This is a genomic window from Pseudomonas sp. GW823-FHT05G12 (genome assembly GCF_058795575.1).
In genome coordinates this window covers 3,795,295-3,807,701 of record NZ_CM179501.1, presented here as the reverse complement: position 1 = coordinate 3,807,701, position 12,407 = coordinate 3,795,295, and the positions used below count along the sequence as shown (strand labels likewise).

The window sequence follows — 12,407 nt, the reverse complement described above, 5'->3', positions numbered from 1 at the left end:
TGACTGCTTTGTGGGTGGTGTTGTCATTTTAGGCCTGATCTGCAAAATCCCTAGTTGTGGTACTTTTTGCCTAGATCGCTATAAATTATCTCGAGAGATTCTTCGGATTCAGCATATGGCCAAAGTTCTTTGAGTGCTAAAGGCTGCTCGACGGCCAAGAGGTAGGCGAGAATTGATACCGGCTGAGACCAAAAAATATTAGAGTCTAAGCGAGATTTTATCCTTTCTGTTATGTATGCTCTATCACCTAGCAAATGGCGGACATTATCCAGTGTGTCCTCGTTGATGACGTCGGATAAATTATCAAGGACCAACATATTGAACTTTTGATCCTTAAATTTTGAAGTGGTTATTGTTGAGTCGTAAATATCCGTTAGCTCTTCGAGAAGGCTACCTCGGATTTTAGATTCTGACTCAAGTATGTTCATGGTTTCACAGAATAAGTGGTCCGCCGTTTCAATCAATGCTGCGCTGCTTGAAACAAATCTTACCGCACGAGTAGGGGCTTTCCAAGAGCTTTTATAAATACTATCATGAACAACTTCTGCATAGGCATGCTGCATCAGTGTTCGGATTTGCAATTCGCAGCAAGTTGTTTTAGATATTTTAGATCCTCCCAGCTCTAAGTCTGTTTTTGGACGAATCTCAAAGTGATGTGATTGATATCCAAATTTGTCTGGCGCCTCTTCATATTCTTTTGAAGTGTCTCTTGATTTTTGAATTTCCCATCCGGATGTTGCGGTTATTGCCTGGCAGAGTATTTCTACATCGGCTGATAATAAGCAGACTGCTCGGACTCCGACTAGGTCGGTCATTTCTTGTAGCGGGTTGGTATAAGACTTTCGCGCAAGTTTCCCTATTGCGGAATCTATATCCTTCACTCGTAGTGATAATATTTGTAACTTTATGTCATGATCTTTTGAGATTCGTTTTATACTTTTTTTAACGAGCTCTCCCCAAGCTTTGAGGCCGGGTTGAGCAGCTGAAAGATGTTCTTTAAACTGCTCAATTTTCATTACTCTTGGCTCTCCACGGCGCCCTTAATTCTGACGTTAGTGTAGCCGTTCTCTTGGCCCAGTGTTTGAACATGATCTCGGAAATCTAAATCTGCGGGTACTTGGATTTTTACTCCTGTACTAAAATCGACACGACGAGGCCGCCGCAGCTTGGACTTGATGTAGGCAAGATCTTTGACCATGGCTGTTTCTGGAAGGCCTTTGGCAGTCATCACCGCGATATACTCGGGTTTTATCTCGACTGGCATATGCTCTGCAGCGAATGTAGAAACAGACATTGTGCCCTTATTGCTTCTGAGCTCAGATCGCAAGGCCTCAATCAACTCAACTCTTTCTGGCTGTGGTAAGGGTAGTGTGTTGATATAGGTCTTGGTTTCTTCATAGAACTTCCGGGTCTGATATTTTGATGATTTCAAAATATTCATGCCTAGGAACGCGTTGTAAAAATAAGCAGCAGCTGCTTTTGTTTCTGTGCTGGTAAGTAAATGGTCAAAAAGGAAAAACTTATAGTTATCTAGTTTGTACAGGCTCCCAATTGGAGGTTCGTAGGATACTTCTACGCTGACACCAATTTTATAGAGGCGCTGAGTCTGTGAAAGTAGCATCTTTTTAATTAGTGTGAGGCTCACTGATCCATTTTTTTCAACAATATTGAAGCCCTTGTCCGTTTCTGCTTTGATTGCTGCGAGGAATGGGTGTTGGTGCTTTCCGACTTTACCAGTGAGCACAATTAATACGCCGCCGGGCCATTTGGGATTTGTCTGTGCCTCTGCGAGGTCGGCTGCGATGACTTTTGAAATCTCTACAAATCTTGCTTCGTTCGCTCGAATTGCTTCAGCCGATTTTTGCATGAACGACGAAGAATCAATTTTATCAGCATTTATCTCAATTCCGTGAGAGTTGCTGCCTAATGCATCAGTGATTCGTACTTGAAGAAGATCTTTGGAGTCGACGTCTAGCTGGATCAGCTCTTCGGAAAGCTGTGGAGGAACGAGTACGCCATCTTTGGTTCTGGCGAAGATTGTATGCGCGATCATCCTTTCTATTGAAAGCGCCTCAAAAATGAATTTTTCCATGATATCCCAAGTGTTGGCTAATTTTTCTTTTGGTCTTGAGCGAAAACTAACTGGGCTCAAGTCGGCCACCCCATCGCCAGTGCTTGGGTGTGGTAACCGGCTATTAATATAGTGTGCTTTCAATCAGGAGGCAATAAGTAAGTCGGTCTCGTTGTCGAAAAGTTTACGCTGCCCATCTTGCGAGCCAAGTCGTGGATAAGGTGCACCGTTGGTAGGGATGTGTTGTTAGGTAATAGTAACGGCTCGTACGTCTGCTGATTTTTGCAACGATTGTGGTTTGGTTTGTGGTTGGGCGTATGTGGCGCGCGCTTGGTGCATTTGGAAATGCATGATTAGTTTTTCTCGTGATTTGTCACTCACTTCTGCGATGCTGAGTTTGGTTTTTGAGGTGTTGTTTTTAATTGGCGTGTTATTTTTTAGGCTGACGATAATATCAAGTGCGGATTATTATTTGGGATTGCACTTGCAATGCTTATGCCGTTCTGAAGCAGATAGCCATTGAGTGATCCGGATTTGCGTCGACCTTTTACCACACAGGTCCAGATGTTTTGGCCGTTCGGCTGTCTTTTATGAACTTCCAACTTCTCAAACTGGCGTTGGACCCAGCGCCAGATATCACTCTCGGTATCTCTACCGACCAATTCTGGATGCTCGGCCGCATATCGTTGGAAAATACCTGGCGAAACCAGAAAAAATGTGTCGTTGACTGTGTGAATCTTGGCCCTGCTGTCGTTGATCACTAAGCGATGACTGTGAACCCCTTGGCGCAGCCACTCAAGAAAGGCCAGCCCCACCGCATTCTCTGGTGGAGCAGTGGCGGATCGCGTCTTTTCAGCGCCTGATCCACTCTCGTGTTCGCCCGGTACTTGCAACATTTCTATTAGATCGTCGAGGTAGTCGAATTTCTGATCTCGCAGCACGGCAACGGGTTGATTAACTTTTGGTGCCGCTGGATGCCGATCCGGAGATAGTTCGTTTGTTTCACCGGTCGTTAGGGAACCGTCGATTAACGGCTCAACCTTGCCGCTGAAGCAGTCTGGCCGGGGCTCATCGGCCCAAATCAGGCCCGGCCGCAGGCGAAGAAAGGTAAAACGATACTGCCAGTCCCCGTCTGTGACTGCGGCGCTCCACACCGCTTTCCCTTCACCTGTCGCATCCACCAATCCATGTGATTGCAGCTCATCGAACAAGGCGATATTGGAGGAGGGAATACCGTCCACCGATTGAGCCAGCAGGTAGGCACGCAGTTTGTCGGTCGCGGTTTTGCTGACCAGCCACAGATGATCCGCGGTGAGCCAGCCGGCAGCCCCAGGCTGGTTGAGCTTGAACTCGTTTTTGACCAGGTGGCGTAGCCCCATCAGCAGGTGATGCTGCAGCGAATGTTTAGGTGCCTGCAGTGCTTTGGTGGGGTTGGCGCCGATGTTCTGTGCCGTGGATACCCGGTCGGCTTGCAGGACCAGCTCTCCGAGGGTGCCGGCGTGCTCGTAGTGGTCGGCCAGCAAGGAGAGCAATTGTTTCCACAGTTCAGGGTAACTGCTGAGCCAGTCAAGTAGCGCGGGCGTCAAGATCTGCGTATACAGCAGCCCGGCGGCGGCACCGTGTAGCTGGTAGTCCCGGTCGGTATTGTAACGGAAGCGGTAAGGCTGGTTCATGGGGCCGTGCCAGGGGTGCCAGCGTTCACCATTCTGGTACTCCACCTGGACATCGACGGCAATTTTACCAACGTCATGCAGCAGGGCGCCGTAGGCAATGGCGGCGCTCCAGGCATCAGCCTGCGCAGCTTGGTCTTCCGGTGCGGCACCACTGGGGAGTAAGTAGGACTGGCGTAACTTCAGGCTGCACGCCACCAGTTCCAAACCGTGGTCGAGCATGCCACCTGGATAGGCATGGTGATGGCTCTCACTGGCCGGTAGTTGCTGTACATAGGTGGCGTAGCGATGAATCGGTTCGAGGTAGAGTTGTTCGAACTGTAGCGGGGAGAGGGCCGTGTATTGCCAGATGCGCTCGAGTAGCCTTTTCCGGTGGCTGGCAGCAAGCAGTGATTCCGCCGTTAGAGGTTGATGAAAGCCCACGACGGCGGGGGTGGTTTCTTCGGGAAGGCCTTTTTGCGGTTTGAACCACCAGCATCTCATCGCAGTACCTGCCTTGCGTTCAAAAGGTCCTTTTGCCTTTTCGGATAAGTCTCTTACCCTTGCGCCCCCTTCCATTGACACCATTACCCTTTACCGCCTTTGCCTTTTTCGCGAGTGCGATAATCCGAAGTGTGGCGCATCGGATTAGCCGGTCGATCGGCATAGCCGACCCTTTCGAGTGGGGGTAGACTGACCGGCATCATTTTTCTGAGCTGGGGCGCTGATGACGCTGAGTGATGCTGTATTGATCGTGTTGCTGGCGGACCGAATTCATGGCACAGATGCTGCCATTCGGTCTGCCGCCAAGCGCTGTGCGAAAAAGTTGCCGCGCAGCCAGCGCGACATCTTGTTCAAGATTGGCAGCAGCGGGGCGCCTCGCGAAGTGGTGGCGCATCTCTGTCAGAACTTGGCTGACTGATCTGTCACAGAGTTTTGCAATTAATGCGCATTAAATGACTCTTAGATTGGGAATTAATACTCGGATATTGAGTGTGTCTCAGTTATTATGCATTCACATGTCTCATACCTAGGAAAGATCTCTCATGTCCAAACTTGCTGAATTCAAAGCACTGGAAGCGCAGCTGGCCGCGCAACTTCAACAGCTGGATGCGATGAAAAACGATTCCGGCCTGAAGCAGGAGATCGAGTTTGAACAGAAGCTGAAAGCCTTGCTGGAAGAGTACGGCATGAGCCTGCGCCAGGTGATCACCATTCTGGACCCGTCCAAGGGCGTGAGCGTGGGTGCCGCAAGCGTGTCGAGCGGAGCTCAGCGCAAGCCGCGTGAAGTTAAGCGCTACAAGAACCCGCACAGTGGCGAGGTCGTGGAAACCAAGGGTGGCAATCACAAGATCCTCAAGCAGTGGAAGCAGGAACACGGCTCGGATACCGTTGAGAGCTGGCTGCAGTAATCGACTGCGCATTTGCAGCGGCCGATCCACGGCGCTGCAGGCAAAACAAAGGCCCCAAATCGGGGCCTTTTTGCTGGTTAAGGGAAATTACGCCGTGAGTCGCTGAGTCGCTTCTATGGCGTGGTCGGACTGCAGTGCCAATAGGTATTCCGAGGCCTCACGGGCTTGGCCACTGGCGCGGAAGATCGCGCGCTTGTCTTCCTTGAGGATCTTCAGCCAGGAGGCCAGGTACTCCTCGTGGCGCAATTCTCCCTGGGTGGCGGTCAGTGCGCAGAGAAACGCTGCGCCCATTTCCGCGACCAACTCCTCGAAGGCATAGGCTGCGGAGCCGAACGCGTGCCCGCCGGTGATGCCGTCGCGGTTCAGGCGCGATCGATGACCCGACCAGTGAGTCAGCTCATGCAGGGCCGTCGCGTAGTAGCTGCCGACGTCTTCGAACTGGGCCTTGGTGGGCAGCTGGATGCGATCGCGTAGCGGCTGATAGAACGCGCTATCTCCATAGCAATGCTCGATCTGCGCGCCGCTGGCTAGCAGCAGCTGCTCGGCCGGGGCATGGTCGATGAAGGCGGGCGGCTCGGTGAGCTCATCAAGGACTGGCTGCTCGTCAGGCATGCCTTCGGTCTGCTCGATGTTGAACAGGCAGTGCGTGCGCAAGAGGGCGAACTGCACCATTTTGATATTGCCCTGGTCATCGCGAACGACCTGGCCGTCTTCGTCGTGCGCCTCCTTGCTCATCGGTTTGTACAGCACCGCGAGGGTGGATTGCTCGCCCTTGCGCACATGGCCACCAGCTTTGCGTGCCTGGTTGAAGGTCAGCCAGCGATCCTGGGTGAAACCTCGCAGGCGCGCCTCGGCCCACAGCAGTGGAATGTTGATGCCGGCGTAGGGCCGTCGGGTGATGGCGTTGATGGGAAAAGGGGAGTCAGCACTTGAACCGGTGGTGGTCCAGGGTTTGATCCAGGGGATCACGCCTTGGCTCAAGGCGCTGACGATCTTGTTGGTGACATCCAGGTAGATATCGGACATGGCGTTCTCCGGGCGTGTAGGGGGAACGCTGCCCAGCCGGGAAGGGTTCCCGGTGGGGTAGTGAGGCAGTAGCGGTGTTGACAGGGTCAGAGGGCGGCGATATCGACTACGATTTCGCCGGGCAGCCTGATGAGCAGAAAAACCGGGCCGCAGTGTGGCGTGATGCGAGCCAGTTGAAGCTGCGGCAAGTGAGCAGATACCGAAGTGCCGTTGCGCCGCGAGTAGTCGAGTTGCAGCTCAATGGGGCAGTGTGAGGTACGCGGTACCGAGTTCAGTACTCTGTTGAGCAGGTCTGCCAAGCGCATGGCTGACTGTCCAATCGGTTCCTCGCCTGTGGCAGGTGCAATGAACTGCTGCCAGACACCTGGGCTCAGTACCACCGCATCGGAAAAGCGCTTCATCCTGGACATTGGGACCTCCGCGTAGCTGATCCCGCGACACCTCATGTGAGGTTCGTGCGTGGACTTGCTCAATCTGAACAAGGCATTGAGCAGGGGGCGTCCATCTATTAAACCGCGCTTGGACGTGAGGTCAATCTCCGATCTACACCTCATATGGAGGGCTCTATCCAGGGAGTTCCAGCGAAGACTTCCGTCCTTGGACTCCTGACAAACGGCGATCTTCAACCGACTGAAAAAGGATGCGAGAGGCGCCCAGAGAGGCCGGTTAAGGTGCCGCTCTGGGAACGCGTGGAGCTCGCTTCTGCGTTCAAGACTTGCCTGCGGGGTCAACCTCGGCGGCCAGGTACAGGTGGGTGGACGTGGCCTCCACCACCAGCGATCCTGCGGTACCGCGAAGGCTGGCGAGGACAGGATCATCAATGTCGAAGTACTCGGCAAAATCGTCGCCGCCGAATTCATCGCGGGCGCGATTCCACCAGGTGTCGAAGTCGTCGACGTTGGGGTTGCAGCCAGTGGCATAGGCCACGCGTTTGCGGCCACCGCCATCCGGCTTGCTTTCGCCAATCTCGGACATGAGGTAAACACCGTGGTCCTTGACCAGTATCAATCTGCAACCATTGATACCGGCCTCGGCCAGCACGGCGTGAAGTTCAGTGCCTGTGAAACGCAGCATGATGAGATCCTCCAGAGGGTGCGGAGGAACGCCATCCCGTGTGGGAGAGTTCCCAGCACTGGAATGGATGTGAGTAGGGTGCAACGAAAACGCAGGTTCAGTGAACCCGGGGGAGTAGAAAGCGTTCATCACCGGGGAACGGTGACCATGCGAGCTGCCGAACGCGTATCGCATTTTGGGGTAACCATCACATGTGTGACGTAGCCTCCAAGGTTATGGCTACCTGGGGTGCTGGAAAACCAGCGATTGCACACTTGATTTACCAAGCGAACCGGCACTGCGTCAACGGTGCTTTTCGGCGAAGGCAATGTTCCCTATCCATTGAGCGCCACCGGCGATAATCCGCGTTGTCTAAGTGATCAACGGTCATGGAATTCAGCGACAGAGGAGTAAGCTAAAGCTTGGATCCAAATTAGCGGTAGCGGCTGGACCGCGTGCGCGGTTATAGGTAAGGGAGGCAATCAAATGTCGACTCAAGCATCCTCGGCTTCTGGCAGCACCGGTATCGGCAAGCATCTTATTCGCGCTGCGGTTGGTGCTGGTCGAGTGGTGAACAGATTCGAATCCACGGTTTTGAACTCCCGCGTTTTGGCCGCCGTGCCGTTCAAATATCGCAAAATTGGCTTTCAGGTAGTTAAGTTGATCCTGATGCTCGTCGTTGCTTCAGTTGCGATATCTCTCGCGCTCGGGATGCTTGCTTTATGGACCATTGCCGCGCTGCCAATCAGTACTGAGAGAGAGCCCCGGATCCATGAAATGAGCCACCCTCGACATCATCTTAGATTCCCAGAAATGTACGACGATAACGGGGCCCCCAGGTGATTGGTTACTTGAGTCTGCGGGCACCGGACATGATCTGTGAAGATCCCTTTTCTGCTTGTACCTGAGCACCTTCTGATCCCCGGGTGAGGAGCGTTTGCATACCGCTGCCCACGTTGTATCCCGCCCAACTCATGACGCCGAGGAAAAACATCGGCAGCACTACGAACATTGCACCCATCACGTACTCGATCACCTGCGCGGTAACTGTCCCGTCCATGAGGCCTGCTGTCGGCAATGACAACAGCGCCTGGTCTGTGACCGATACCTGGTTGTACAGAGTTTCCAGCATGCTCGAGTCGATCCAGCGCGCGAGCTCCCACCAGAACGTCAGCATGTGCAGCGTGAACAGTGCGAACGTGATCGTCATGAGCGCCTTGAGCTGGTAAGTGCTGATCAGCAGCACCAGCGGCAGACTGATGATCGTGCCCATGATCAGAAAGGCCTGGACCATCGGCAATGCCGCGCGCAGCGCATTCATCGCCGGGAAATTACTAAATGAGCCGAGGGCCAGGCCGGTGTTGGTGGCCAGGTTGTTCAGCCCTTGCGTCAGCGAACCGCCACGGGCGCTGCTGCCGTAGTCCTGGAACACTTGCCCAGGCGCCATGCTCAAAGACTGCTGCCGTGGACTCACCAGCTCGCGTAAGGTGGCGTCTTCGACTTCTGTAGAAGTGTGCCCCGTCAGCCAGCCCCGCAGCTGCGAGAGCAGCGATGGATCAACCTCGGCCACCAAGCGATCGCGCAGTCCGATTGTGCCGTCGCTCCACCACTGTTTGCAGGTGGGGTAGCCGGCGCCGCTGTCGAGTTTGGGCAGGGAGGTGTCTCGGGTCTCGTCGTACGGCCAATCGGCCCTGGGCATTCGCGAGCGATCAATATCGTAGTAGCCCGGTGTGTTGAGCAGGTAGGTCGAGCCTATCCAGGACGCATCGTAGCTTTGCGACTCGTCCAGCTCGGGCCGATTGGTGAACAGCCGCGAGCGCGAAAAGCCGTAGCAGTCTCGGGTGAAGTCGGCGACTTCCTGCAGCAGTACCTGGTCGTTGATCCGCGAGCTGTCGATCTCCATGCGCATCGCCCGGATGTCGGGTGCGCAGGGAATCGACGCGGTCGCTGCGGCGGTAATGCCTTTGCTCATGGCATGCACGAGGAACCACCACACCGGCACGTTTGCTGACTTCTCGCCGATGGTATTGAAGGTCGTGCCCCAGGCCGTGTCGGCAGGCCTGGCCATGGACACCCCACAGCGCTGGCTCGCGGCATCGTCGAAAGTCACGGATGAAAGGCTCAACGGGAAGAACGGCATACAGCCGAACAGAATGACCACGTAGCTCATCCACAGCCGGTTCTCTACGCGAGGGATCGACAGCAGGCCCTTATTGCCCTCGTCGGCACCCTGTTGGCGAGCTGATAGCCATTCCTGGAGGATGATCGCACCGAAAGGGGCGGCGAACAGCCCGGTGTCCGCCAAGGTGTTCCAGATGCCGTTGTTGATGATCCAGGCCAGCAGCGACAGGTAGTACTCAAGGTAGCTGTTGGTGCTCATGTTCATGGCTGCACCTCACACGCGAGACAGCTCGACCAGGATGATCGAACTGAAGCCGATCAACCCCAGACGCTTTAGCCGTTGCTGGTCCACAGGCGTAGCTCGCATACGCAACGCTGCGGCCCAACCGGTGAATATCAGGGTGTACAGCAGGGCGCGCCACCACGCGAAGTAGGCGGCAGTTGCCCGCGTTGGTGCGAGCCCATCCAGTTGGGCAGCGGGCAGTTGTAGTGCCATCCAGGCAATCAGCAACATGATCAGCATGGTGCCGAGGATCAGCAGCACTTGGGCGATCATGGACCTCACAGAAATCGGCATCATGGCGTGCTCCTTTCCTGGTCAGCCCGACGCAGTCGGTCCGGCTCCGGATCGCGCTGATCAATACTGCGCGAGGCGTCGGCGCCGCCGGCGTGGCGATCAAGGACCAGGCTGGCGGTATTGGTGGCCAGCGACTGGCGTACCTGCAGCTCGGTTTGCAGCAGGCGGATCTCCCGTTCCAGGGTTTCGACGTTGCTGTTGAGGGCGGTGGTGGCGGGCTGCGCCGATGCCACGTTCGGTTCGTGGCTGCCGGCGAACAGCGTGCGCTGTAGCAGCATCGCCTTGTAGATCACGCTGGACAGCGCGGTCTCACTGGCCAGGCGCCGGGCCAGCAAGTTCTGGTCGGGGTCATCGCGCAGCCCCTCGATGACGCCGCGAGAGACCTGCAACAAGGGGCTGGAGACCTTGCTGAGGTTCTCTGGGGTAGGCTGGTCGGCACCCGAGACCATGTGCTGCAGGCCTTCCAGGTGTTTCGTGTAGGTTTCCTGGATCAGCGGCGACAGGCCCGTACCGGCGGTTACACGCAGCGTCTCGCAGTCATCGCAGGTTTCCACCTCGGTTTCACCGAGCACCCGTGTCGCCCATTCCGAGGCCTCCTCGGGGCTCGACCAGGCTTGGCAGATGGCGCCATTCTGGCAGCCCGAACCGACGGCCGAGGTGTCCTCGACGGATCGGTTGTGCAGCAGGTTGTAGCCGGCCTTTACCACATCCGAAGTCACCCGGATGGGTTGCTGTCCGTTACCTCCGGCTTTCTGCCCACCGACCCAGCTGACGCCGTTGTTGCCGTTGTTCGACTCGGTATCCTTTACCGCCATTACGGCATCGCCGCCGGACTGCTCAAGGTTGTGCTGCATCTCCTGGTTCTGGGCCAGCGCACCCCATCCGGCCTGGTCGACCTTGTCGGCCATTTTTGCCGCCATCGCTTGGCAGGTGAGCTTGGAACGATCGAAGTCGATGCGTCCCTGCAGCACGCCATTACTCAGCAGCTCATACAGCCCAGGGTTGGCGCGCTGGATGATCATCGCCGGCAGCGACATCACCGCTTGTGTGGCGTTCTGGATGACGTTGCCCATGATCTGCTGGAAGCCCTGGGTGGTACCATTGAGCTGGTTCTGCAGGGTGTTCGAGAGGTTCATGTTTCCGCACATCATGTTGGCCCGCCAGGACATGCCGACGCCGAGGCCGTTTGGACGGTAAAGCGAGGAGGGCGCTCCTGCCGCGGAGCCGCCGCCGATGGTGTACATCACGCGGTCATCCAGGACCTGGGCTTGGTCACCGAGGTGGTAGCCGTTCTCTGCGGCATGGCCTGCGGCAGACACAAGGAAGCACACCAACCCGAGCGCGAGGTTTTTCATCACTGGCCTCCATCAAAGTCGATGCTGAACAGAAACGTCTGACCCATACGCTGGCAGCAGCGGTAGGGCCGCCACAGCGACCAGGCATAGGCGCCGTCGGCGCTCTGGATCGTTGGGCTGGGGAAGATGACGCAGGTGTTCTGGATCACCGGAACCAGCAACTGCCAGCGGTGGTTGTCGACGTTGTTCTCCATCACCGGCTGCGGCGGCCAATAGCCGGGAGCCGGTATCGGCTGCAGCGGAAGATAAACGTGCGGCTGGCCGACGCGGGTGATGAAGTCGCTGGCGCGCTGGGCCATCACGGCAGCCGCCTTGAAATCATCAGGTTGCACCAGAAAACCGTGGCGCGGATACACGCTGCCCCACATGTCTCCGAGTGCCTGGTTGCCGATCTCGCGCATCCCCGGGACCAGTGCCTGTGGGTAGACGGACTCGGGGATCGCCTGGCGCCACGCCAACGGGTCGAGCGTGCTGAGGTAGTAGGGCGCAAACGGCACGGCTCCGCTTGGGCAGGCATATCCGAATGTATGCGCGAGAGCTGTGAGGGCTGCCCCGCCGGGATGGCCAATGCCGTCGACATTCTTGAACCTGGGCAGGTTATCGCGCTGCGGCGAAGGCGTGATCAGGTTGCCACCCCCTTGCGACGCCGGCGTCGGCATCGACAGCGCGGACATCTCGCTCCAGGGATTGGCGCCCGTGTCGGCATAGCTCGATATCACCAACTCGGGAATGAAGTGACGGATCTTCGGTGAGGTGCGCACCGTGCAGCCGAAGGGTGTGCATAGCAGCCAGTAGCAGATTCCGACGACTCGGTACTCCAGGCACTGCAGCGACCCGACGGAGGCGATGATGGTAGGCGTGGTCAATGCCAGGCACTGCTCGGCGGCGACCAGCAGAGCTGCCGCGGTGAAGGCTCGGCCACGGCGAGCCGTTCTGGGTTTAGGCGCTTTGCTTCGGGTGAAGGCGGTGACGTTCATGGGAAACGCTCGGCAGGTGGCAGCGGTGTGCATCCGTGCGCCAAGTTTCAGCATCCCGGATCCGGTGCTGGAGGAGGGCGGACAAACCGAGTCCGGGGTGATCGGTTTCGTCGGGCGCTCGATTTAGCGGCGCGAGATGAGCAAAATGGCGAAGGAGTACAAATGT

Annotated in this window: 14 protein-coding genes; 4 read left to right on the top strand and 10 right to left on the bottom strand. The window is 56.2% G+C overall.

All coding sequences use genetic code 11. The features are described 5' to 3' along the window. Nucleotides 1-50: 50 nt before the first annotated feature. From AC3RCM_RS17380 to mobH, 3 genes are all read right to left on the bottom strand, one after another. A complete protein-coding gene (locus AC3RCM_RS17380; protein WP_103469203.1) occupies nucleotides 51-1,016 on the bottom strand; it encodes a GTP pyrophosphokinase in 966 nt (321 codons plus the stop codon). Further along, entirely contained in the window at nucleotides 1,016-2,161 is a 1,146-nt protein-coding gene (locus tag AC3RCM_RS17375) for a nucleoid-associated protein (protein WP_146050474.1), read from the bottom strand. The genes AC3RCM_RS17380 and AC3RCM_RS17375 overlap by 1 nt, the downstream gene beginning before the upstream one ends. A gap of 347 nt (nucleotides 2,162-2,508) precedes the next feature. Further along, nucleotides 2,509-4,224: a MobH family relaxase gene (gene mobH / locus AC3RCM_RS17370; RefSeq protein ID WP_103469201.1), complete on the bottom strand. Its 1,716-nt coding sequence runs from the start codon at nucleotides 4,222-4,224 to the stop codon at nucleotides 2,509-2,511. A gap of 223 nt (nucleotides 4,225-4,447) precedes the next feature. Between mobH and AC3RCM_RS17365 the strand changes: the two genes are divergently transcribed. Both AC3RCM_RS17365 and AC3RCM_RS17360 read left to right on the top strand, forming a co-directional pair. Then, a complete protein-coding gene (locus AC3RCM_RS17365) occupies nucleotides 4,448-4,642 on the top strand; it encodes a DUF7740 domain-containing protein (protein ID WP_103469200.1) in 195 nt (64 codons plus the stop codon). Nucleotides 4,643-4,766: 124 nt separating this feature from the next. Continuing rightward, nucleotides 4,767-5,132, top strand: coding sequence for a histone-like nucleoid-structuring protein, MvaT/MvaU family (locus AC3RCM_RS17360; RefSeq protein WP_103469199.1), 366 nt, complete (start codon nucleotides 4,767-4,769; stop codon nucleotides 5,130-5,132). A gap of 87 nt (nucleotides 5,133-5,219) precedes the next feature. Here AC3RCM_RS17360 and AC3RCM_RS17355 read toward each other — a convergent pair whose 3' ends face one another. The 3 genes from AC3RCM_RS17355 to AC3RCM_RS17345 all read right to left on the bottom strand — a co-directional run bounded on the left by AC3RCM_RS17355 (nucleotide 5,220) and on the right by AC3RCM_RS17345 (nucleotide 7,232). Continuing rightward, a complete protein-coding gene (locus AC3RCM_RS17355) occupies nucleotides 5,220-6,158 on the bottom strand; it encodes an ArdC family protein (protein WP_103469198.1) in 939 nt (312 codons plus the stop codon). An 86-nt stretch (nucleotides 6,159-6,244) separates the two neighbouring features. Further along, nucleotides 6,245-6,568 (bottom strand): hypothetical protein, encoded by a 324-nt coding sequence (locus AC3RCM_RS17350; RefSeq protein WP_232099723.1) that lies wholly within the window; start codon nucleotides 6,566-6,568, stop codon nucleotides 6,245-6,247. 298 nt (nucleotides 6,569-6,866) lie between these two features. Then, nucleotides 6,867-7,232, bottom strand: coding sequence for a DUF3085 domain-containing protein (locus AC3RCM_RS17345; RefSeq protein ID WP_019099029.1), 366 nt, complete (start codon nucleotides 7,230-7,232; stop codon nucleotides 6,867-6,869). Nucleotides 7,233-7,697: 465 nt separating this feature from the next. Here AC3RCM_RS17345 and AC3RCM_RS17340 point away from each other — a divergent pair, with 465 nt between their 5' ends. Then, nucleotides 7,698-8,054: a GNAT family N-acetyltransferase gene (locus tag AC3RCM_RS17340; protein WP_103469197.1), complete on the top strand. Its 357-nt coding sequence runs from the start codon at nucleotides 7,698-7,700 to the stop codon at nucleotides 8,052-8,054. A gap of 4 nt (nucleotides 8,055-8,058) precedes the next feature. Here AC3RCM_RS17340 and AC3RCM_RS17335 read toward each other — a convergent pair whose 3' ends face one another. Genes AC3RCM_RS17335 through AC3RCM_RS17320 form a run of 4 tightly spaced genes read right to left on the bottom strand, consistent with a single transcriptional unit; the run spans nucleotide 8,059 to nucleotide 12,241 of the window. Beyond that, on the bottom strand, nucleotides 8,059-9,597 hold the full coding sequence (locus tag AC3RCM_RS17335; protein WP_103469196.1) for a conjugal transfer protein TraG N-terminal domain-containing protein: 1,539 nt from the start codon (nucleotides 9,595-9,597) through the stop codon (nucleotides 8,059-8,061). 9 nt (nucleotides 9,598-9,606) lie between these two features. Further along, the gene (locus tag AC3RCM_RS17330) at nucleotides 9,607-9,912 is read right to left on the bottom strand and encodes a hypothetical protein (protein ID WP_103469195.1); all 306 of its coding nucleotides are present in this window, start codon (nucleotides 9,910-9,912) and stop codon (nucleotides 9,607-9,609) included. Then, nucleotides 9,909-11,264 (bottom strand): integrating conjugative element protein, encoded by a 1,356-nt coding sequence (locus tag AC3RCM_RS17325; RefSeq protein WP_103469194.1) that lies wholly within the window; start codon nucleotides 11,262-11,264, stop codon nucleotides 9,909-9,911. Before AC3RCM_RS17325 ends, AC3RCM_RS17330 begins: the two co-directional genes overlap by 4 nt. After that, a complete protein-coding gene (locus tag AC3RCM_RS17320; RefSeq protein WP_103469193.1) occupies nucleotides 11,264-12,241 on the bottom strand; it encodes a TIGR03756 family integrating conjugative element protein in 978 nt (325 codons plus the stop codon). Before AC3RCM_RS17320 ends, AC3RCM_RS17325 begins: the two co-directional genes overlap by 1 nt. Here AC3RCM_RS17320 and AC3RCM_RS17315 point away from each other — a divergent pair. After that, nucleotides 12,240-12,368 (top strand): hypothetical protein, encoded by a 129-nt coding sequence (locus AC3RCM_RS17315; RefSeq protein ID WP_256127447.1) that lies wholly within the window; start codon nucleotides 12,240-12,242, stop codon nucleotides 12,366-12,368. The two genes, AC3RCM_RS17320 and AC3RCM_RS17315, sit on opposite strands and share 2 nt — an antisense overlap. The last annotated feature ends 39 nt before the right edge of the window (nucleotides 12,369-12,407 follow it).